The 21172-nt window shown below is 68.7% G+C and carries 22 protein-coding genes and 1 tRNA gene; 14 read left to right on the top strand and 9 right to left on the bottom strand.

The features are described from left to right. Window positions 1–17 precede the first annotated feature (17 nt). Window positions 18–1463 carry a sugar porter family MFS transporter gene (locus ABD206_RS07025; protein WP_344070758.1) on the bottom strand — a complete coding sequence of 482 codons (1446 nt, stop codon included), beginning with the start codon at window positions 1461–1463 and terminating at the stop codon, window positions 18–20. 68 nt (window positions 1464–1531) lie between these two features. Between ABD206_RS07025 and rsmA the strand changes: the two genes are divergently transcribed. The 8 genes from rsmA (at window position 1532) to ABD206_RS06985 (ending at window position 8001) form a co-directional block, all read left to right on the top strand. Continuing rightward, window positions 1532–2380, top strand: a complete 849-nt coding sequence (rsmA, locus tag ABD206_RS07020) for a 16S rRNA (adenine(1518)-N(6)/adenine(1519)-N(6))-dimethyltransferase RsmA (RefSeq protein WP_344070756.1) — start codon at window positions 1532–1534, stop codon at window positions 2378–2380. A 10-nt stretch (window positions 2381–2390) separates the two neighbouring features. Next, the gene (locus ABD206_RS07015; RefSeq protein ID WP_344070755.1) at window positions 2391–3461 is read left to right on the top strand and encodes an aldo/keto reductase; all 1071 of its coding nucleotides are present in this window, start codon (window positions 2391–2393) and stop codon (window positions 3459–3461) included. Next, window positions 3455–4381: a 4-(cytidine 5'-diphospho)-2-C-methyl-D-erythritol kinase gene (locus ABD206_RS07010; protein ID WP_425561181.1), complete on the top strand. Its 927-nt coding sequence runs from the start codon at window positions 3455–3457 to the stop codon at window positions 4379–4381. Before ABD206_RS07015 ends, ABD206_RS07010 begins: the two co-directional genes overlap by 7 nt. An 86-nt stretch (window positions 4382–4467) precedes the next feature. Next, on the top strand, window positions 4468–4770 hold the full coding sequence (locus ABD206_RS07005; RefSeq protein ID WP_344070751.1) for a DUF427 domain-containing protein: 303 nt from the start codon (window positions 4468–4470) through the stop codon (window positions 4768–4770). A gap of 10 nt (window positions 4771–4780) precedes the next feature. Then, window positions 4781–5635, top strand: coding sequence for an ABC transporter ATP-binding protein (locus ABD206_RS07000; protein WP_344070749.1), 855 nt, complete (start codon window positions 4781–4783; stop codon window positions 5633–5635). Continuing rightward, entirely contained in the window at window positions 5632–6318 is a 687-nt protein-coding gene (locus tag ABD206_RS06995) for an ABC transporter permease (RefSeq protein WP_344070747.1), read from the top strand. Before ABD206_RS07000 ends, ABD206_RS06995 begins: the two co-directional genes overlap by 4 nt. After that, window positions 6315–7025, top strand: a complete 711-nt coding sequence (locus ABD206_RS06990; RefSeq protein ID WP_344070745.1) for an ABC transporter permease — start codon at window positions 6315–6317, stop codon at window positions 7023–7025. Before ABD206_RS06995 ends, ABD206_RS06990 begins: the two co-directional genes overlap by 4 nt. Before the next feature lie 76 nt (window positions 7026–7101). Beyond that, the gene (locus ABD206_RS06985) at window positions 7102–8001 is read left to right on the top strand and encodes an ABC transporter substrate-binding protein (protein WP_344070743.1); all 900 of its coding nucleotides are present in this window, start codon (window positions 7102–7104) and stop codon (window positions 7999–8001) included. 84 nt (window positions 8002–8085) lie between these two features. On the opposite strand, the gene ABD206_RS06980 is transcribed toward ABD206_RS06985, so the two are convergent. The 6 genes from ABD206_RS06980 to ABD206_RS06955 all read right to left on the bottom strand — a co-directional run bounded on the left by ABD206_RS06980 (window position 8086) and on the right by ABD206_RS06955 (window position 13259). Further along, window positions 8086–8247 (bottom strand): hypothetical protein, encoded by a 162-nt coding sequence (locus ABD206_RS06980; protein ID WP_344070741.1) that lies wholly within the window; start codon window positions 8245–8247, stop codon window positions 8086–8088. Between the two features lie 54 nt (window positions 8248–8301). Then, complete coding sequence (locus ABD206_RS06975) at window positions 8302–8592, bottom strand: metal-sensitive transcriptional regulator (protein ID WP_344070739.1); 291 nt, start codon at window positions 8590–8592, stop codon at window positions 8302–8304. Beyond that, window positions 8589–10274 (bottom strand): FAD-dependent oxidoreductase, encoded by a 1686-nt coding sequence (locus ABD206_RS06970; RefSeq protein WP_344070737.1) that lies wholly within the window; start codon window positions 10272–10274, stop codon window positions 8589–8591. The genes ABD206_RS06975 and ABD206_RS06970 overlap by 4 nt, the downstream gene beginning before the upstream one ends. Window positions 10275–10382: 108 nt before the next feature. Beyond that, window positions 10383–12206 (bottom strand): ABC-F family ATP-binding cassette domain-containing protein, encoded by a 1824-nt coding sequence (locus ABD206_RS06965; RefSeq protein WP_344070735.1) that lies wholly within the window; start codon window positions 12204–12206, stop codon window positions 10383–10385. A 37-nt stretch (window positions 12207–12243) separates the two neighbouring features. Further along, a complete protein-coding gene (locus ABD206_RS06960) occupies window positions 12244–12768 on the bottom strand; it encodes a hypothetical protein (RefSeq protein ID WP_344070733.1) in 525 nt (174 codons plus the stop codon). After that, the gene (locus ABD206_RS06955; RefSeq protein WP_344070731.1) at window positions 12765–13259 is read right to left on the bottom strand and encodes a MarR family winged helix-turn-helix transcriptional regulator; all 495 of its coding nucleotides are present in this window, start codon (window positions 13257–13259) and stop codon (window positions 12765–12767) included. Before ABD206_RS06955 ends, ABD206_RS06960 begins: the two co-directional genes overlap by 4 nt. Window positions 13260–13336: 77 nt before the next feature. Here ABD206_RS06955 and ABD206_RS06950 point away from each other — a divergent pair. The 6 genes from ABD206_RS06950 (at window position 13337) to ABD206_RS06925 (ending at window position 18952) form a co-directional block, all read left to right on the top strand. Then, window positions 13337–13408, top strand: a tRNA-Gln gene (locus tag ABD206_RS06950). A gap of 1 nt (window position 13409) precedes the next feature. Next, window positions 13410–14870, top strand: coding sequence for a bifunctional UDP-N-acetylglucosamine diphosphorylase/glucosamine-1-phosphate N-acetyltransferase GlmU (gene glmU, locus ABD206_RS06945; RefSeq protein WP_344070729.1), 1461 nt, complete (start codon window positions 13410–13412; stop codon window positions 14868–14870). Beyond that, window positions 14845–15879 carry a ribose-phosphate diphosphokinase gene (locus ABD206_RS06940; RefSeq protein ID WP_344070727.1) on the top strand — a complete coding sequence of 345 codons (1035 nt, stop codon included), beginning with the start codon at window positions 14845–14847 and terminating at the stop codon, window positions 15877–15879. Before glmU ends, ABD206_RS06940 begins: the two co-directional genes overlap by 26 nt. Before the next feature lie 145 nt (window positions 15880–16024). Next, a complete protein-coding gene (locus ABD206_RS06935) occupies window positions 16025–16495 on the top strand; it encodes a hypothetical protein (RefSeq protein WP_344070725.1) in 471 nt (156 codons plus the stop codon). Between the two features lies 1 nt (window position 16496). After that, window positions 16497–17363: an FAD:protein FMN transferase gene (locus ABD206_RS06930; RefSeq protein ID WP_344070723.1), complete on the top strand. Its 867-nt coding sequence runs from the start codon at window positions 16497–16499 to the stop codon at window positions 17361–17363. Further along, window positions 17360–18952: an FAD-dependent oxidoreductase gene (locus ABD206_RS06925; protein ID WP_344070721.1), complete on the top strand. Its 1593-nt coding sequence runs from the start codon at window positions 17360–17362 to the stop codon at window positions 18950–18952. Before ABD206_RS06930 ends, ABD206_RS06925 begins: the two co-directional genes overlap by 4 nt. Here the strand turns inward: ABD206_RS06925 and ABD206_RS06920 are convergent. Next, a complete protein-coding gene (locus ABD206_RS06920) occupies window positions 18946–20424 on the bottom strand; it encodes a sensor histidine kinase (protein WP_344070719.1) in 1479 nt (492 codons plus the stop codon). The genes ABD206_RS06925 and ABD206_RS06920 overlap by 7 nt on opposite strands. Beyond that, complete coding sequence (locus ABD206_RS06915; protein ID WP_344070717.1) at window positions 20421–21149, bottom strand: response regulator transcription factor; 729 nt, start codon at window positions 21147–21149, stop codon at window positions 20421–20423. Before ABD206_RS06915 ends, ABD206_RS06920 begins: the two co-directional genes overlap by 4 nt. Between the last annotated feature and the right edge of the window lie 23 nt (window positions 21150–21172).

The raw sequence follows: 21172 nt of genomic DNA, 5'->3' as shown, positions 1-21172 counted from the left end.
GTGGGTTCGGCGACCAGCTAGGCCTTGACCTTGGGAGCGAAGAGGGTCTCGGTCTGCTCGAGCTCCATGCCCTTGGTCTCGGGGATCTTCCAGACCACGAAGACGAACGAGAGCGCGGCGAACGCGGCGTACATGCCGTAGGTCAGCGGCAGCGACCAGGTCGACATCACCGGGAAGGTCATCGTGATGACGAAGTTGGCGATCCACTGCGCCCCGGCGGCGACGCCGAGCGCCTTGCCGCGGATGCGGCTCGGGAAGATCTCACCGAGGAGTACCCACACCAACGGGCCCCACGAGGCGCCGAAGCCGACGACGAACAGGTTCGCCGCGACCAGGGCGATCGGCCCCCAGGCACCGGGGAGGGTGACATCCGAACCCGACCCCTCCGCGAACATGAACGCGAGGGCCATCGTGCCCAGTGACAGCGTCATGAGCACCGACCCGGTCAGCAGGATCGGCTTTCGGCCGACGCGGTCGACCAGGAAGATCGCGATCAGTGTCACGAGCACATTGGTGACACTCGTGAACACGCTGATCACCGGCGCGTTGGTCATGCCGACCGAGTTCCACAGGCTCGTCGAGTAGTAGAAGATCACGTTGATGCCGACGAACTGCTGGAACACCGACAGGATGATGCCGATCCAGACGATCGGCTGAAGCCCCAGCGCCTTTCCGCGGATCGATACGCCGGCGTTCTTGCGATCGGTCTCGATCGCGGTCGTCAGCTCGTTCATCGTCTTCTCGAGGTCCACCGGGGGGACCAGACGCGAGAACACCGCGCGGGCCTCGTCCGTGCGTCCCTTGGTGATGAGGAAGCGTGGGGATTCCGGCACGGTGAACGCGAGGATGCCGTACACGGCGGCCGGCACCACGCCGACCACGAACATCCAGCGCCACGCTTCCAGCCCGAACCACAGCACGTTGTCGGGTCCGCCGGCGGCGCCCTCGAGGACGGCATCCGACAGCAGCGCGGCGAAGATACCGATCGTGATCGCCAGCTGCTGGAGCGAGGCCAGGCTGCCGCGGATCTGACGGGGTGCGACCTCGGCGATGTAGGCGGGGGCCACGACCGAGGCGATGCCGATGCCCAGGCCTCCGACCACGCGCCACAGAGCCAGATCCCACACCGAGAAGGCGAGGCCGGCGCCGACCGAGCTCACGAAGAACATGATGGCGCCCAGGAACATGACCTTGAGGCGTCCCCAATGGTCGGCGAGGTTGCCGGCCAGCATCGCACCGGCGGCGCAGCCGAGCAACGCGACGGCGACCACGAGGCCGGTGACGAAGGAGTTGAGCGAGAAGTCGGACTGGATCGACTCGACCGCGCCATTGACGACCGAGGAATCGAAGCCGAACAGGAATCCACCGACGGCTGCGGCGATGGAAAGTCCTACTGCTCGACGTCCGTAGGGGCTATTGAGATGAAACGTTCCCGTGGGAAGCGCGTCGGATGACGTTGACACGAGCCTCACGCTACTCCGAGGGGGACCGCTCGCGCGGGATTTCTCGTTGCGCTCATTACAGTGAACTCATGACCGTCACGCTCCTGGGCGCCGCCGAGATCCGCGCGCTGGCAGCCGAACTCGACGTCACACCCACCAAGAAGTGGGGGCAGAACTTCGTCGTCGACGCCAACACGGTGCGAAAGATCGTGCACCTGGCCCGTGTCGCGGATGCCGACCGTGTCGTGGAGATCGGCCCGGGACTCGGTTCGCTGACCCTCGCGATCCTCGAGACGGGCGCGACAGTCACCGCGGTCGAGATCGATCGGCGACTGGCGCAGCGACTCCCGCAGACGGCGGCAGATCACGGCGTGCGCGAGGGGGCTCTGGATGTCATCCCCGAAGACGCGCTCCGCGTCACCGAGCTTCCCGCCCAGCCCGAGGTTCTCGTGGCCAATCTGCCCTACAACGTCTCGGTTCCCGTGCTGCTGCACTTCCTCGAGACCTTCCCCCACCTGCAGCGCGGTGTCGTGATGGTCCAGGCCGAGGTGGGGGAACGCCTGGCCGCGCCTCCCGGCTCCAAGACCTACGGAGCTCCGAGCGCCAAGGCGGCGTGGTGGGGATCGTGGCGGCTGGCCGGCACCGTCTCGCGCCAAGTGTTCTGGCCGGTGCCGAACGTCGACAGCGTGCTGGTCGCCTTTGAGCGCCACGAGCAGCCGCTCGCCGGCGAGGATGAGCGCCGCCGCACGTTCGCGATCGTGGATGCCGCTTTCCAGCAGCGGCGCAAGATGCTGCGCCAGGCTCTGGCGACCCTCATGGGCGGGTCGGCGGCGCAGGCCTCTGCCGTGCTCGAGGCCGCCGGTGTGGCGCCCACCGCGCGCGGCGAGGAGCTCTCGATCGATCAGTTCCTCGGGATCGCCCGCGCCGCGGACCGGTAGCCTGACGAGCATGAGCTCCGAGTCGCGATTCTCTCGCGCGTCCCACGATCAGCATCGCCCCTACTCCGCCGCCGAGGACCGCTACGACCTCACCACGTATCGGCAGGTCGGCACGTCGGGCCTGTACCTGCCGCCGATCTCGCTCGGGCTCTGGTGGAACTTCGGCGACAACATCCCGTTCGACAACCAACGGGCGCTGCTTCGTCACGCGTTCGACTCGGGGATCACCCACTTCGACCTGGCGAACAACTACGGTCCGCCGTACGGGTCGGCCGAGACGAACTTCGGTCGCATGATGCGCGAGGACTTCGGGCGCTACCGCGATGAGCTGATCATCTCGTCCAAGGCCGGATTCGACATGTGGCCCGGTCCCTACGGCGACTACGCATCCCGCAAGTACATTCTGGCCAGCGCCGAGCAGTCGCTGACCCGAATGGGCCTGGACTACGTCGACATCTTCTATTCGCACCGGATGGATCCGGTCACGCCCGTCGAAGAGACGATCGGGGCGCTGGACACCCTCGTCCGGCAGGGGAAGGCGCTCTACGTCGGGATCTCCTCGTACAGCGCCGAGAAGACCGTGGAAGCCGCGGCTGTGGCACGCAGCATGGGCACACCGCTGGTGATCCACCAGCCCGCCTATTCGCTGCTGAACCGCTGGGTCGAGGACGGGCTCACCGGCGCCCTTCGCCAAGAGGGCATGGGGGCGATCGCCTTCGTGCCGCTCGCGCAGGGACTGCTCACCGGCAAGTACCTGCACGGCGGTCCCGCCGAGCGCGCGCAGTCACGCAATTCCCTGCCCGCCGCGACAGTGTCCGAACGAGGACTCTCGGTGCTGCGGGGCTTGGCAGAGATCGCGCGTGAGCGCGGGGAGACCCTCCCGCAGCTGGCGCTCCAATGGGTGCTGCGCGAACCGGTCATTACCTCCGCGCTCATCGGTGCGTCACGCCCCGAACAGCTCGACGAGAACCTCGCCGCGCTCGCGGGACCGGCCTTCACGGCCGAGGAGCTCGAGCAGATCGACGCCCTCACCGACGGCGTCGAGATGTCCGACATGTGGGGGGACGCCACAGGATCGTGAGTCTCGCAGCGCGCCCCGAGGGAGTCCGGGTTCGAGCACCCGGCAAGCTCAACGTGTCGTTCGAGGTCGGTCCGCTACAGCCCGACGGCTATCACGCCGTGGCATCGGCCTATCAGGCGGTGTCCCTGTTCGAGGATGTCTGGGCGGAGCCGGCACGGGACTTCAGCCTCTCTGTCGGAGGCTCGGTCGACGTCACCGGCGTACCCACCGACGATCGCAACCTCGCGCTGCGGGCGGCGCGGCTGCTGGCCCACCACATCGGCCACGACGGCGGAGTCCGGCTCTCGATCCAAAAGCACGTGCCGGTCGCCGGCGGCATGGGCGGCGGATCCGCGGATGCCGCGGCGACCCTCCTCGCCTGCGACGCGCTGTGGGGGAGTGATCTCGGCATGGCCCGCCTGCAGGATCTTGCCGCACAGCTGGGCGCCGATGTGCCGTTCGCGCTTATGGGGGGCACCGCGATCGGGCTCGGTCGCGGGGATCGCCTCAGCCCGGCGCTGGCGACGGGACGTTTCGACTGGGTCATGGTCGTCTCCGAGGTGGGCCTGTCGACCCCCGCGGTCTATCACGAGCTGGATCGCCTGCGGGAGGGAGCTCCGGGCGTGCTCCACCCGGTCGACCCGTCCGTTCCGGTCGGGGTGCTGCAGGCGCTGCGCTCGGGCGACCCGGTCGCACTCGCCGCCCACCTGAGCAATGACCTTCAGGCGGCATCGATCTCGCTGCAGCCGGCGCTTCGCGAGGTGCTCGCGCTCGGCGAGGACTCCGGCGCGCTCGCCGGCATCGTGTCGGGCTCCGGCCCCACCCTCGCCTTTCTCGCCGCGGATGTGACCTCGGCCCTGGAGCTGCAGGTCACCCTCTCCGCCGCCGGACACAAGGCGCTCCATGTGCACGGCCCCGTGCCCGGCGCCCGCATCGTCTGACGAATTCACCCGGGTCCGATCCTGTGTCGGAGGCGTCGGGTAGCGTGGATGTCAGCCCCACGGACCGTATCGACGAACGGAGCACCATGAAGGCTGTCATCGACGACACTGTGATCGCAGAGGCTCCCCGCGAGGACCTCGTCCGCATCGAGGGCAACTGGTATTTCCCACCCAGCAGCCTGCGTGGGGACGTGTTCGTCGAGAGTCCGACGCCGTACACCTGCCCGTGGAAGGGGCGATGCCAGTACTACAGCGTCGTGCTCGACGGTCGCACCCACTCGGATGCGGCCTGGGCCTACCCCGAGCTCTATCCCGGTGCGATCGAACGCGTCGGGAAGGATTTCGCGGGGTACGTCGCATTCGATCGGAGTGTCGCGGTCAGCGATTGACCGCCCGCGCATGGTGATCGTCTTCGACGGCGTTTCCAAACAGTTCCCCGACGGCACTCGCGCCGTCGACGGGTTCAGCCTGACCCTGCCCGCGCATCGCACGACGGTGTTCGTCGGCTCCTCCGGCTGCGGCAAGACGACGCTGCTGCGCATGATCAACCGCATGGTCGACCCGACCGCGGGGCGCGTCACCATCGACGGTGACGACATCGCCGCCCGCAACCCCGTGGAGCTGCGCCGCGGCATCGGCTATGTCATGCAGAACTCCGGGTTGCTGCCGCACTACACGGTGCTCGAGAACATCGCGACCGTGCCGGTGCTGCGCGGCGTGCGCCGTGCCGAGGCGCACGGCCGCGCGCGGGAGCTCATGGCGACCGTGGGGTTGGATGCCTCGCTCGCGCGCCGCTACCCCAGCCAACTCTCGGGCGGGCAGCAGCAGCGCGTCGGCGTCGCGCGCGGACTGGCGGCGGACCCGAACATCCTGCTGATGGACGAGCCGTTCGGTGCCGTCGATCCCCTGGTGCGCGCGGAGTTGCAGCAGGAATTGCTGCGCCTGCAACGGGAGGTGGACAAGACGATCGTTTTCGTCACGCACGATATCGACGAGGCGTTCCTGCTGGGCGATCAGGTCGTCATCCTCGAGCGCGGCGCACAGATCGCCCAGGTGGGCACCCCGAGCCAGATCATGGAGAATCCGGCATCCGACTTCGTCGCGAGCTTCATCGGCGCCGACCGTGGCAAGCGGAGCCTGCGCCTCAAGCAGACACCTCACGGCACGGCGGTCGTCGACGCGCAGGGTCGCACGCAGGGGATGCTCGACGACACCGCGACCGACTCCGCTCCCCGTGACGGAACCGCGCCATGAGCTGGATCATCGACAACCTCGGGCTGATCGGGCAGCTCTCGCTCGAGCATCTCCGACAGAGCCTGCTCGCGATCGTCGTGGGTTTCGTCGTCTCGATCCCGCTCGGCTACGTCGCCTGGCGGTTCACCCCGCTGCGCGGAACCGTCATCACCGTGACCGGTCTGCTGTACACGATCCCCTCGCTGGCGCTGCTGATCCTGCTGCCGACGATGTTCGGCTACAGCGCGCTGAGCGATCTGAACCTGATCATCGTGCTGACCCTCTATGCGCTGGCGATCCTCGTGCGCTCGGTCGTCGACGGCCTCGACTCCGTCGACGCGAGCGTGCGCGGCGCCTCGACCGCGATGGGATTCTCGGCCGTGCGGCGTTTCTTCGGCGTCGAGCTTCCGCTCGCGGGGCCCGTGATCCTGGCGGGCCTGCGCGTCACGGCGGTCTCGACGATTTCGCTCGCCACGGTCGGCATCCTCGTCGGTGTCACCAACCTCGGCTACCTGTTCACGAACGGGCTGCAGCGCCGTATCATCCCCGAGGTCCTGGCGGGCATTCTCGCCGTCGTCGTGCTGGCGCTGGTCGTTGATCTGCTGCTCATGTGGGCGGGTCGTCTCGTCATGCCCTGGACCCGTGGAGCGGCGTCGCGCCGGACTGTGTCTCGCGCCACGACCGTTCCGGTGGACGTCGCATGAACCTGCTCGTCGACGCCTGGCTGTGGCTCACCGACCCGGCACAGTGGAGCGGCCAGTTCGGGATCCCGACCCTGCTGCTCCAGCAGCTCGGCTACACGGCCGCCGCCGTCGGCATCGCGGCGGCCATCGCCGTGCCGACGGGCTGGGCGATCGGTCACACCGGTCGTGGTCGCGAGCTGGCGGTGGCGCTGTCGGGGGCGGCACGTGCCCTGCCCTCGTTCGGCCTGCTCATCCTGCTGATCCTCGTGCTCGGTGTGACCAGGCGCCCCGAAGCCGCCCTCATCACCTTCGTGCTGCTGGCGATCCCCTCCCTCTTGGCCGGGGCTTACACCGGCATCGAGGCGATCGATCGTGCCACGATCGATGCCGCGCGCGCGGTGGGGATGACCCGTTGGCAGGTGCTCTGGCGGGTCGAGATCCCCCTCGGGCTCCCTCTCCTGATCGGCGGGCTTCGCACCGCGACCCTCCAGGTCGTGGCCACCGTCACGATCGCCGCCTACGTCAATCTCGGTGGGCTCGGGTGGCCGATAATCCAGGGCATCCCGCTGCGCCGTTTCGATCAGGTGCTCGCCGGCGCGATCCTGGTCGCCGCACTCGCCCTGGTGCTCGATGCGGCGCTCGCCCTCGCGCAGCGCGCCTCGCGGCCTCGCGGGGTGCGCGTCCTCTCCCGCAGGCCCCGTCGTCCGCTCGTGTCGGCGGCCGCCTGAACGATCTTTCCCATCCGCTTGCCCCCCGCACCGAACCACAACACAGCCCCTCCGCACCGAAAGAGAAAGAGCAACCATGAAGACCACACGCATCCTGTCCGTCGCGGGTGCCGTCGCCGCGGCATCCCTGCTGCTGTCGGCCTGCTCCTCGGGCAGCCCCCTCGACGAAGGCTCCGGCGAGGTGTCGACCGACACGATCGTCGTCGGATCGCAGGCCTACTACTCGAACGAGATCATCGCCGAGATCTACGCCCAGGCACTTGAGAACGCCGGGTTCACCGTCGATCGCCAGTTCAACATCGGGCAGCGCGACGCCTATATCCCCGCGCTGGAAAGCGGCGAGGTGACGCTGTTCCCCGAGTACAGCGGCAATCTGCTGCAGTACTTCGACCCGGAGACCACGGCGCGCACCTCCGACGAGGTCTATGCCGCCCTCCCGGGCGCACTGCCCGAGGGCCTGGTCGTTCTCGACCAGTCCAGCGCGACCGACCAGGATTCGTATACGGTGACGGCGGCCTTCGCCGACGAGTACGGACTCGCATCGATCGCGGATCTCGCGGACGTGGATGTGCCGCTCGTGCTGGGCGGCCCCGCCGAGCTGGCCGAGCGTCCCTACGGGCCCGAGGGTCTGCTGAGTGTCTACGGCATCGAGGTGGGTTTCTCACCGACCGGCGACACCACGTTCGAGGATCTCGAGGCGGGAACGGTGAACCTCGCCAACATCTACACCGCGGATCCGCGGATCGAGACCGCGGGCCTGGTCGTGCTGGAAGACCCCGAGGGTCTCTTCCTCGCCTCCAACGTGGTACCGGTCGTGAATGCCGACGTGGCCGACGAGGTCGCGGATGTCATCAACCAGGTCAGCGCCGCCCTCACCCCCTCGGGGCTTGTCGCCCTGAACGTGCAGAGCACCGTGGACCTCATGGCTCCCGCCGACATCGCGGCGCAGTGGCTGGCCGACAACGGCATCAGCTGACATCCTCGCAACGAACGCACAGCGGCCGCCGACTCCCGAGGGAGCGGCGGCCGCTGCGTCGTGATGCGCGGGATATCGCCCGGATCAGCGACCGAACAGGCTCGCGAAGAAGCCCTTCGAGGGCTCGTTCTCGTGTCCCTGGCAGCGCTGGGCCTTGGGGACGCCGGCCATGGCCTGCTGGACGTGCTGCCCGCAGCCGCCCCAGGTCGTCTTTCCGCACTTGCGGCAGGTGGTCTGGTAGCACATGGGTCGTTCTCCTGTGGGGTGAGTCGGTGAGGTGAGCGTGTTGGGCGGTCGGGTTCAGGCGAGAGACAGGAAGAGCTTCTCGAGTTCTTCCTGTGTCAGGCCCTCCTGGGTCGCGGCCTTGTCCGGGTCGGCGAGGCAATCGCGCATGGCGGTGGAGATGATGGCGAAGCCGGCCCGGTCCAGGGCGCTCGTGACCGCAGACAGCTGGGTCACGACGTCGCGGCAGGTACCGCCGGACTCGACGGCGTTGATGACCGCCGCCAACTGTCCCTGTGCCCGCTTGAGGCGGTTGACGATGCGCTTTTGCGCTGCGGCCTGCTCTTCAGGCGTTCCGGTGATCATCATGCGGTGACTCGTTCCTTCACGAGGATGTCTGCGGTGGCGTCGCCCCACCACTGGCGGAAAGTGGTCATCCCACCCGAGAGGGCCGCGGTCTCGAACCCGTGGTCCACCAGGACGCGGGCCGCGATGTTGGTGCGGACACCCGATGCGCAGATCGTGGCGACGGGTCGGCCGGCGGCGGCCTCGGTGACCTCGTCGATGCGCTCGCGCAGCTCGGTGTGGGGGATGTTGATCGATCCGGGGATGTGTCCGGAGGCGAATTCGCGGCGTGTACGGACATCCAGCAGCAGCGACTCCGACTGCACCTGCTCGAGGTCCTGCGCGTACCACATCGCCAGTCGGCCGTTGCGGACGTTCTCGGCGACCATGCCCACCAGGTTGACCGGGTCTTTGGCCTGGCCGTACGGCGGCGAGTAGGCGAGGTCGAGATCCATGAGGTCCTCGGCGACCAGGCCCGCGCGGATTGCCGTGGCGAGCACGTCGATGCGCTTGTCGATGCCCTCGTAGCCGACGGCCTGCGCACCGAGCACCCGACCGTCCTCGTCGGCGATGTGGACCATCAGATGGACGGTCGCCGCGCCCGGGAAGTAGCCCGCGTGCTGCATCGGGTGCAGGTGGAGGGTCGTGTAGGCGATGCCGGCGGCATCCAGGCTCTGGCGGTTCGCGCCGGTCATGGCCGCGGTGATCTCACCGACGCGGACGATCGCGGTGCCGATCGGCTGCGGGATCGTGCGGGCACCGGCCATACCGAAGATGTCGTCTGCGATCAGGCGTCCCGCGCGGTTGGCGGGACCTGCCAGCGGCACCGGGCGCTGGACGCCGGTCACGGCATCCGTGCTGATGACCGCGTCGCCCGCGGCCCAGACACCCTCGGCCGAGGTGCGCCCGTGATCGTCGACGACGATCGCGCCACGGATGGTCTCGACGCCAGCGTCCTGGATGAACGCGGTGTCGGGGCGAACGCCCACCGAGAGGACGACGAGGTCGGTCTCGATGCGGGTGCCGTCCGACAGGATGACGGTGTCGGCCTCGGCGCTCACCTCGACGGCCTCGGCCGCGACGCCGGCGTGCACGCGGATGCCGAGATTGCGCAGCTGCGTGGTGACGACCGTCGCCATCTCCTTCTCGAGCGGGGGGAGCACGTGCGGAGCGAGCTCCACGACGTCGACCTCGAGACCGCGGTGACGCAGGGCTTCCGCGGCCTCCAAGCCGATGAAACCGGCGCCGAGGACCACGCCGCGTGTCGCGCCGTCGTCGACCCACTTCTTCAGGGTCACGGCGTCGGAGACGGTGCGGAGGGTCCGGACGCGCGGGGAGTCGAGCCCCGGGAGCGGCGGGCGGACCGCGGCGGCGCCGGGGGCGAGGATGAGGGCGTCGTAGGTCATCTCCTCGACACCGGAGGCCGAGGCGACGGTGATCGTCTTGGCGGCGGTGTCGAGCGCGGTGACGTCGTGCCCGGTGCGCACATCGAGGTTCAGCGCAGCCTTGAGTGTCTCGGGGGTGTGCAGCAGCAGCGAGCCCTCGTGGGGGATCTCGCCGCCGACGTGGTACGGGAGTCCGCAGTTGGCGAAGGAGACTTCGGGGCCGCGCTCGAGGACGATGATCTCGGCGTTCTCGTCATGACGACGAGCTCGGGCGGCGGCGCTCATTCCGGCGGCGACGCCGCCTACGATGAGGATGCGCATGGTGTTCCTCTTTCAGGGGTGAGCGGTTCGTGCGATGACTCGACTATACCCCCGGGGGTATCTTCTCGTCAACCTCGGCGAGGTCGCCGTACCCCTGGGCCACCCGGTTCAGTCGAGCGCGTCACCGAGCTCGAGCCACCGCTCCTCGAGCTCATTCATCTCTTGGGACGCGGCGTCGCGTTCGCGCTGGATGTCGATCAGCGCCGAGTAGTCGTCGTGGCTGTCGGCGAGACGCACGTCGATGGCATCCAGCTGGCTCTGCAGCTTCTCCAGGCGTCGCTCGATCGCGGCGATCTCCTTCTGCGCGGCACGGCGCTCGGCGCCCGAGAGCGCGGGGGTGCTCGCCGCGGCGGTGGCAGGCGCGGGGTCTCGGCGCGTCGGCTGCTCGCCCGGCGAGCGGACGAGCGCATCGCGCAGGCGCAGGTACTCGTCCACTCCGCCCGGGAGGTGGCGCAGGTGGCCCACGCCGTCGGCTCCGGGGAGGATGGCGAACTGCTGGTCGGTGACCCGCTCCAGAAAGTAACGGTCGTGGGAGACCACGACCAGGGTCCCGGGCCAGGAATCGAGCAGGTCTTCCATCGCCGCGAGCATGTCGGTGTCCAGGTCGTTGGTCGGCTCGTCGAGGATCAGCACGTTCGGCTGGTCGAGCAGGATCAGCAGCAGCTGGAGGCGGCGCTTCTGGCCGCCGGAGAGGTCTTTCACCGGCGTCGAGAGCTGCGCGGAGGAGAACCCGAGCCGCTCCAACAGCTGGCCGGGGGTGAGTTCCTGTGCTTTGGAGCCGCTGCCGATCGTGTAGCTGGTGCGCAGGCGTCCGATGACGACGCGCACGGGGTCGCCCAGGTGCTCTTCCAGCTCATCCAGGCGCTGGGTGAGGGTGGCGACCTTCACGGTCTTGCCGCGCTTCACACGCCCCGCGGTCGGCGTGGTCGATCCGTCGATGAGACCGAGGAGCGTGGATTTGCCGGCGCCGTTGACGCCGAGGATGCCGGTGCGCTCCCCGGGTGCCAGGCGCCACTCGACGCCGCGGAGCACCTCCTTGTCGCCGTAGGCGACCGCGACATCGACAATGTCGACCACGTCCTTGCCCAGGCGCGAGACCGCGAGCGACTGCAGCGCGATCCGGTCGCGGATCTCGGGAACGTCGGCGATGAGGGCATTGGCGGCGTCGATGCGGAACTTGGGCTTCGAGGTGCGGGCCGGCGCGCCCCGGCGCAGCCACGCGAGCTCTTTGCGGGCAAGGTTCTGACGGCGCGACTCGATCGCCGCAGCCTGACGGTCACGCTCCACGCGCTGCAGCACGTACGCGGCGTATCCGCCCTCGAACGGCTCCACGACCCGGTCGTGGACCTCCCAGGTGCGGGTGCAGACCTCGTCGAGGAACCACCGGTCGTGCGTGACGACCAGAAGAGCGCCGGATGACGCGCCCCAGCGCGTCTTGAGGTGACCGGCGAGCCACGCAATGGCCTCGACATCGAGGTGGTTGGTGGGTTCGTCCAGGGCCAGCACATCCCAGTCGCCGACGAGTAGGCGGGCGAGGGAGACCCGGCGGCGTTGTCCGCCGGACAGGGTGCCGAGCGTGGCGTCCCAGGGGAGGTCCGATACGAGACCGGCGAGGACATCGCGCACCCGCGCGTCGCCGGCCCACTCGTGCTCCGCGGCATCGCCGACGATCGCGTGCCCGACCGTCTCGTCATCGGCCAGGGTGTCCTGCTGGTCGAGGACGCCGATGCGCACACCACCGCGGACGGTGACCTTGCCGGCATCCGGCTCACGGAGCCCGGCGAGCATGCCGAGCAAGCTCGATTTGCCGTCGCCGTTGCGTCCGACGATGCCGATGCGGTCACCCTCGTCGACCCCGAGCGAGATGTCGTCGAACACGACCTTGGTCGGGTATTCGAGGTGCAGGCCGGTGGCCCCGAGCAGATGCGCCATAACCGCTCCAGCCTACGTGCGCAGCGGCGGCAGAGCGTCAGTGGAAGGCGTACTCGAGGATCGCGACGACCGCGCCCAGCAGCGACGTGCCGATCGCCCCGAGGATGCGCGCCCACACGCGAGCTCCGGTGCGCCAGTACGCGACATACCCGAGGAAGGCGAGCACCAGCATCGTCGTCCACAGCGCGTACACCGACGAGTCGTCGGCATTCAGCCCGTTCGCACCGGCGACGAGCATGGCGATCGTCGGCGGGATCGATGCCCAGAGCATGCCCGCAGAGTGCGTCAGAGAGTAGAGGGTCGCCGCGCGGAGGGAGTGGCGGCCGTGGTCGGCGAGCGTGTAGGCGAACACGTGGGAGATGAAGAACACCACCAGGGTGGCCACGGATGCGATGACCGCGTCGGCGACGCCTTCGTGATAGTCCGCCGTGATCATCAGCAGCGAGCTGTAGAGGATGAGACCGTAGACGGCCGCGGGGGTGCGAAATCGCGTGTCGAACCACTCGTGCCAGCGCTCGGCTCGCCGCTCCTCGGGCGTCTCCGCGGTCTGCTCCTCGCTCATGCGTCGAATCCTAACGAGAGCTTGCGAAGCAAAGATGCCAGACGGTCGCGGTCGCTGCGGGAGAGGGCGTTCAGCAGCGCCGCCTCCGCATCCACGAGGCGGGTGATGGCGGCATCCACGCGCAGGCGGCCGTCGTCGGTGAGGATGACCAGGATGCCGCGCCCGTCACCGGGGTCGGCCTCGCGTCGCACGAGTCGGCGACCCACGAGGCGATCGATGCGGTTGGTCATCGTGCCGCTGGAGACGAGTGTCTGCTGCAGTAGCTGCTTCGGGCTCAACCGGAACGGGTCTCCGGCGCGCCGCAGCGCCGACAGAACGTCCCATTCCCACGGTTCGATGTCCGACTTGCGGAACGCCTCGCGCCGGGCGCGGTCGAGGTGTCGGGAGAGCCGGTCGACCCGGGAGAGCACTTCCAGCGGGGAGAAATCGAGGTCGGGGCGCTGGGCACCCCACGCCTCGACGATGCGATCGACCTCGTCCGACTCCTGCATGCGGCCATTATCCCGTGGCGGGCGCCGGGGCATTCCCCGCGCTCTGGCAGACTGGATGCCGGCCGCGAAAGCGGCGATCCGCCGTGGTGTAATGGCAGCACGACAGCCTTTGGAGCTGTGAGGTCTAGGTTCGAGTCCTGGCGGCGGAGCATGACCGCAACGCCGCTCGCCATCGTCATCCTCGCCGCCGGGCAGGGGACTCGCATGAAGTCCTCGCTCCCGAAGGTGCTGCACCCGATCGGCGGACTGCCGCTCGTGGGGCACGTGCTCGCCACCGCAGCGGCGGTGACCCCGGACCGCACCGTAGTGGTCGTGCGGCACGAACGTCAGCTGGTCGTGGATGCCGTGACAGCCCTGCATCCGGCCGTCGAGGTCGTCGACCAGGACGACATCGCCGGGACGGGCCGGGCCGTCGAGCTGGCGCTCGCGGCCCTCGACGGATTCGACGGAGACCTCGTCGTGCTCTCCGGTGATGTCCCGCTCGTGGAGGCGTCGCTGGTCGAGCAGCTCATCGCCCAGCATCGCGCCGACGCCGCGGCCGCGACCCTGCTGACGGCGACGCCGGAGGATGCCAGCGGCTACGGTCGTGTCATCCGCGACGACGCCGGACGCGTCGCCCGGATCGTCGAGCAGAAGGATGCCTCGGCCGAGGAGCTCGCCTCGCGCGAGATCAACACCGGCATCTATGTGTTCGGCGCGGCGCTGCTGCGCGACGGGTTGGCAGCGGTCGGCACCGCGAACGCGCAGGGGGAGAAGTACCTCACCGATGTGATCGCGTTGTTGCGCGGTCAGGGCCACACCGTGTCGTCGGCCGAGGCCCCAGACCTTGCGGCCGCGCTCGGGGTGAACGACCGGGTACAGCTGTCCGAGGCCGCCCGGGCGCTCAACGCCCGCACGGTGCGTCGATGGCAGCTCGAGGGTGTGACCGTCATGGACCCCGCGACCACCTGGATCGATGTCACGGCGACGCTCGCCCCGGATGTCACGGTGCGGCCGAACACGCACCTGCTGCGGGCGACCGTCGTCGAGCGCGGCGCCACGATCGGTCCCGACACCTCGCTCGTGGACTGCGAGGTGGGTGAGGACGCCACCGTCACCCGCACTGACGGCACCCTCGCCGTCGTCGGCGCGCGGGCCTCGGTCGGGCCGTTCGCGTACCTCCGCCCCGGGGCGATCATCGGTGACGGCGGCAAGGTCGGCACCTACGTCGAGGTCAAGAACTCCACGATCGGCGCCGGCAGCAAGGTGCCCCACCTCTCCTACATCGGCGACACCACGATCGGCCGCGGCGTCAATCTCGGAGCGGGCGCGATCACGGCCAACTACGACGATCTGGCCAAGCACCGCACCGAGATCGGGGACGAGGTGCACACCGGATCGCACAACGTCTTCGTCGCGCCCGTTAGGATCGGAGACGGCGCAAAGACGGGTGCGGGTGCGGTCATCCGTAAGGATGTCCCGGCCGGCGCGCTGGCTTTGACCGTCGCCCCTCAGCGCAATGTCGAGGGGTGGGTCGAGAAAAACAGACCGGGTACGGCCGCCGCTGATGTCGCCGCAAAAGCCCGGAGCGCGAAGGAAGCGAGCGATGGCGAGCAAGCACAAGAAGGTTGACCTCGATCGCGAGAACGGCATCGCGCCAGGCCTCGTAGCCAAGACCAAGAAGCGTCTGGTGGTGGCATCCGGCAGGTCCCACCCCGCGCTGGCGGCAGATGTCGCCGAGGGCTTGGGTACGCAGCTCGTCCCCACGGAGTACCGAACTTTCGCCTCGGGCGAGATCCTCACCCGCTTCGAGGTCTCGATCCGCGGCTGTGACGTGTTCCTCCTCCAGTCGTTCGGCGAGCCGGTCAACGAGTGGATGATGGAGATGCTCATCATGCTCGACGCGCTCAAGCGCGCCTCGGCCAAGCGCATCACCGTCGTCGCCCCCTACTTCCCGTACTCGCGACAGGATAAGAAGGGGCGCGGCCGCGAGCCGATCAGTGCGCGACTGGTCGCCGACCTCATGCAGACCGCCGGCGCCGATCGCATCATGAGCGTCGACCTGCATGCCGCCCAGATCCAGGGCTTCTTCGACGGGCCCGTCGACCATCTGTTCGCAAAGCCCGTGCTGCTGGAGTACTTCGAGCGCACCTTGTCGCTCGAAGACCGCGAGAAGCTCACGGTCGTCTCACCCGACACCGGCCGCGTGCGCGTGGCCGACACGTGGTCCGACAGCCTCGGAGCGCCGCTGGCGATCATCCACAAGCGCCGCGACCCGAACGTGGCCAATCAGGTCACAGTGAGCGAGATCGTCGGTGACGTCTCGGGCCGGGTCTGTCTGCTGGTCGACGACATGATCGACACCGGTGGCACGATCGTGAAGGCCGCTCAGGCCCTGAAGGCCAATGGCGCCGAGCGTGTCATCGTGGCCGCCACCCACGCGGTGTTCAGCGACCCCGCCTCCGAGCGACTGCAGGATGCCTCGATCGACGAGGTCGTGGTGACCGACTCGATCCCCGTGCCCGAACGCAAGCGATGGGAGTCGCTCACGATTCTCCCGATCGCCCCGCTGCTTGCCCGCGCGATCCGCGAGGTGTTCGAGGACGGCTCGGTCACGAGCATGTTCGACGGCGCCGCCTGAGCGCCACCCTCCCCGGCGTTGGGGGCGAGGAGTTCTGAGGATTTCCTGATCTTTCGGGGGATCCCTCGGGTTTTCTGGCGTACGCATAGCTTTCGCCGTCATGATGGGCGTACCGACGACCCTCCGCACGACCGAAGGACCGCCCATGCTCCGTGCCCCCGCACCTGTCCGCGCCGCCGCCGCCCTCGTTGGCATCGGCGCCGCTTTCACACTCGCCGGCTGCGCCGGCACGGAAGCCGCCACCACGGCAGACACCGCCGACGACACCACGACGAGCACGACGGACGAGTCGACGACCACCGACTCCTCCGGGACGGGTGAGTACGTCGACGGCACCTACACGGCCGAGGGCTCGTACGCGACGCCCGAGTCGGTGGAGTCGATCACCGTGACACTGACGATCGCGGATGACACCGTGACGGCGGTCGAGGTCACCGGCGAGCCGCAGGCGCGTGAGACCGAGCAGTACCAGTCCGCGTTCGTCGGCGGTATCGCCGATGTCGTGGTCGGAGAGAGCGTCGACGAGGTGTCGGTGAGCCGCGTCGCGGGCTCTTCGCTCACCAGCACGGGATTCATGCAGGCGCTGGAGACGATCAAGGCCGAGGCCGCGGCCTGACATGAGTAGTCGCGTCGACACCATCTGGGAGTTCGACGCGATCGGCACGCACTGGTCGATCGAGACCGAGCACGCCCTCGCTCAGGAGGTTCGCGACGCCGTCTCCGAGACCATCGACGCGTTCGACCGCGTCTGGTCCCGGTTCCGCGACGACTCGGTGGTCTCCTTTCTCGCCGCGAACGGCGGTGAGGCGGTGCTCCCGAACGATGCCGACGAGATGCTCTCGATGTTCGCGGAGATGTCGGACGCGACCGACGGCGCGGTCAACCCGCTGATCGGCGCCTCGCTCGAGGCACTCGGCTACGACGCCCGGTACTCCCTGCACGCCGGTGAGGCGACCGCCGCACCGTCCGAGTGGCGCGGAATCCTCGGATGGCATGCGGGAGCGCTCGTGCTCGCCCGGCCGGCTGTGATCGATGTCGGAGCGCTCGGCAAAGGACGCCTCGTCGACCTGGTCGCCGCCGCGGTGGGCTCGGCCGGAGGCGGCCTTGTCATCGACGCCGCCGGCGACATCCTGGTGAAGGGGATCCCGCAACGTATCGGTCTGGAGCACCCGTACGACACGTCCCGGGTGATCGGTGTCTGGCAGATCGACGACGGCGCGCTCTGCGCGTCGGCCACCAACCGACGTGCGTGGGGAGATGGTCTGCACCACGTGCTCGACGGGCGGACAGGGATGCCGGTGCGCACGATCGCGGCGACCTGGGCCGTGGCGCCCACGGCGATGCGGGCGGATGCGGCATCGACGGCGCTGTTCTTCGAGGGTGGGCCGGAGCTGGCGCACCGCTGGGGCGTGCAGTGGGTGCGGATGACAACAGATGGCGCGGTCGAATGGTCGCACGGATTCACGGGGGAGCTGTTCAGATGATCACGATGGTGCGTTCGGGGTGGAACCGGGTGTTGGCGGTGCTGGGACGATTGTCAATGTACCGACTCGTGCTGTTCGCGCTTGTCGGGATCGCGGTGATCGCGTTCGCGCTCTCGTTCGCGGGGCTGGTCGTGCCCTCACCGCTGGAGATGATCGTCAGCCTCGGCATCTTGATCGTGGCCTGCGGACTGGTCGACCTCATCGCCCATCGGATCGTGGGGCACGCGCCGCACCTGGAATCCACGCTCATCACGGCGCTCATTCTGCTGTTCGTGCTGCGGCCTCCCGCGCTCGAGGGGGATTTCGTGACCCCTCTCGCCTTCGTCGGCGTCGCCGTCGCGGGTGCCGTGGCCGCGGCATCCAAGTATCTGCTCGTTTGGCGCAGCCGCCACATCTTCAACCCGGCGGCTGTCGGCGCGGCGGTGCTCACCATCATCAGCATCTGGGTGCCCGACATCGGAGGCTCTTCCTGGTGGGTGGGAACGCCGGTGCTGGCGATCCCGGTGATCGTCTTCGGCCTTGCGGTGCTGTGGCGCACCGAGAAGCTGCGCGTCGTGGCGCTGTTCGTGGTCGTGGCCGTCGTCGTCGCCTTCGCCCGCACCCTGGTGCAGTACCAGTCCGCGGGGCTCGACGTGGATGTCGCCGCGATCACTTCGTCCGTGCTGTGGTCCTCGCCCTTCCTCTTCTTGGGCGCGTTCATGCTCTCGGAGCCTCTGACCCTGCCGCCGCGGCGGTGGCAGCAGCTGATCGTCGCCGCGGTCGTGGGTGCGCTCGCCGGCTGGCCCATTTTCGTCGGGGAGATCTCGCTCGGACAGGAGCGGGCACTGCTGATCGGCAACCTCGTCGCCTTTGCCTTCGCGCTGCGGGCCGCCGTTCGGCTCACGCTGGTCAATCGCGCCCTGATCACTCCCACGACGCGGCTGCTGACCTTCCGCGCCAAGCGCCCGATCAACTTCATGGCGGGCCAGTACCTCGAATTGGACGTTCCGCACCGGCGGTCGGATGCCCGTGGCACGCGGCGTGAGTTCAGCATCGCGTCGGCGCCCGAGGACCTGCCGATCGTGCGCGTGGCGTTCCGCGAGTTCCCGGCCGATCAGGGTGCGACACCGCCGAGCTCGTTCAAACGTGCGCTGGGCGAGGTCGACGAGGGCGCCACGCTCGCCGTGACGGGGATCTGGGGCGACTTCGTCCTGCCCGCGAAGACGGAGGAACCGCTGTTGATGGTCGCCGCGGGGATCGGGGTGACGCCGTTCGTCTCGCAGCTGCGTCATCTGCACGCGGTGGGGCAGTCGCGCGACGTCGTGATGATCTATGTCGCGTCCACGGCATCGGAGCTCGCGTTCGCCGATGAGATCGAGCAGACCGCGACGCCGGTGGTGGTCTTCACTCGCGACGAGCCGTCGGTCCTTCCTGCCCACTGGAAGTGGGCCGGGGGAGCGCGACTGGATGCGACGACCCTCCACGACGCGGTTCCGGACCTGTCGGCCCGTCACGCCTATATCTCGGGCCCGCCGCGTCTCATCGCCGACCTCGCACCCGCCCTCGCCCAGGCACGCTCGACCGTCACCGACGCCTTCAGCGGCTACTGACCGGGCTCGGGTGCCTCGGTGCGGAGCGGGAAGCGGACGGTGAACGTCGTGTCGCCGGGAACGCTGTCCACCGTGATCTCGCCGTGGTGGGCGTGCACGATCGCGCGTGCGATCGAGAGGCCGAGGCCGGTGCCGCCGGTCTGACGCGCCCGGGAGCGGTCGGCGCGGGAGAAGCGTTCGAACAGCTCCGCCGAGATCGCCGGATCGATGCCCGGGCCGTTGTCGTGGACGCGGATGATTGCATTCTCGGCGTCGTGCGTCACCGACAGTGTCACCTCGGTGCCCTCGGGGGTGTGGGTGCGGGCGTTGGCGAGCATGTTGATGACGACCTGCTGGATGCGGCGGGCATCGCCCGGGATGACGACGGGCTCGTCGTCGACCTCGACCTGCCAGACATGATCACGTCCGGCGGCGTTCGCGTCGGCGACGGCTTCATAGGCCATCTGGGTGAGATCGACCGTCCCGTAGACGAGCTCCTGACCTTCATCGAGGCGCGCGAGCAGCAGCAGATCCTCGACGAGACTCGTCATCCGCAGCGACTGCGCCTGGATGCGCTCCAGCGCTGATCCGGTGTTCTCCGACAGTGACGGGTCGCGCAGCGACAGCTCGGAATAGCCCCGGATGGAGGCCAGGGGAGTGCGCAGCTCGTGGCTGGCATCCGCCACGAATCGCCGCATCCGCTCTTCGTTGCGCTGGCGGGCATCGAGGGAGACATCCACGTGGTCCAGCAGCGTGTTGAGGGCATGGCCCACGCGTCCGACCTCGGAGTGCTCGTCGGTGAGAGAGTCGGGCACGCGGTCCGAGATCTTCACGGTGCCTTCTGCCAGCGGAATGCTGGCGACGCGCTCCGCCGTGTCGGCGACCGCCTGCAGCGGCCGCAGGCTCGAGCGGATGATGAGGGTGACGACAAGCCCCAGGATGATGAGACCGCCCGCGGTCACGAGGGCGACGGTCGTGAGGATCTGGGTGACCGTCTCGGTGACCTCTGAGACCGGAAGTCCCGCGATGCCGAAGACTCCTCCGAGATCTCCCGCGAAGGCGACGCGATACGTACCGAGCCCGTCGATCGTGACCGTGGTCCAGCCGGGCTCTCCGATGGATGCCGCCAGCTGCGAGAGCTGCGTCGAGGTCAGCGCGACGACCTCCTCGTCGTCGGAGACATACGCGCCGGTCAGCTCTCCGCTCGATTGCATGACCCAGAGGAAGCCGACCGGCTGCCGGCCCGCGTCGAGCGTCTCGACGGCGCTGGCTCCGGGCATGATGCGCACGCTCTGGACGGCGTCGCGCAGCTTGGCATCCAGATTGTCTTCGAGGATGTTGCGCAGCAGCGCACCGCTGGCGACGGAGATGAGGATGAGGATGAGCGAGACGATCCCGACGACGGTCACGATCAGTCGCGCTTGCAGGCTCCAGCGACGCCGGGGCCCGGGCGTGGAGCGCTGCGCGGTTTCGGCGGCTGGAGCAGAGGTCACTGCGAGGCCTTGATCATGTAGCCGACGCCGCGGACCGTGTGGATGAGGGGCTCCTGCCCCTGATCGATCTTCTTGCGCAGGTACGAGATATAGAGCTCCACGACGCTCGAGCGTCCGCCGAAGTCGTAGTTCCACACCCGGTCGAGGATCTGTGCCTTGGACACCACTCGGCGCTGGTTGCGCATGAGGTAGCGCAGCAGCTCGAACTCGGTGGCGGTCAGCTCGATCGGCTCGCCCGCACGGTCGACCTCGTGGCTGTCTTCGTTGAGCGTCAGATCCCCCACGCGCAGGATCGGCTCGTCCTCGGTGTTGGCGGCTGTGCCGGCCCGTCGCATGAGTCCCCGAAGGCGGGCCACGACCTCTTCGAGGCTGAAGGGCTTGGTGACGTAGTCGTCGCCGCCCGCGGTGAGGCCCGCGACCCGGTCGCCCACGGCATCCTTGGCCGTCAGGAACAGGACGGGGACGTCGTTGCCGGCCTGGCGCAGTCGCTGGAGCACCGCCATGCCGTCGAGGTCGGGCATCATGATGTCGAGCACCATGGCGTCGGGGTCGAAGTCCCGCACCGCCTGCAGTGCTTCGAATCCCGAGCCGGCCGTCCGCACGTCCCAGTTCTCCATGCGCAGTGCCATCGAGAGCAGGTCGGTGAGCATCTGCTCGTCGTCGACGACCAGGATGCGGGGAGCGGTGCCGTCGAGGCGGCGGAGAGCGGGAGCCGGGGATGTCATGGCTCCATTGTGATCGTTCTTCT

Source organism: Microbacterium sediminicola (assembly GCF_039531125.1).
Lineage (GTDB): Bacteria > Actinomycetota > Actinomycetes > Actinomycetales > Microbacteriaceae > Microbacterium > Microbacterium sediminicola.
This window is presented reverse-complemented; position numbering and strand designations above follow the sequence as displayed.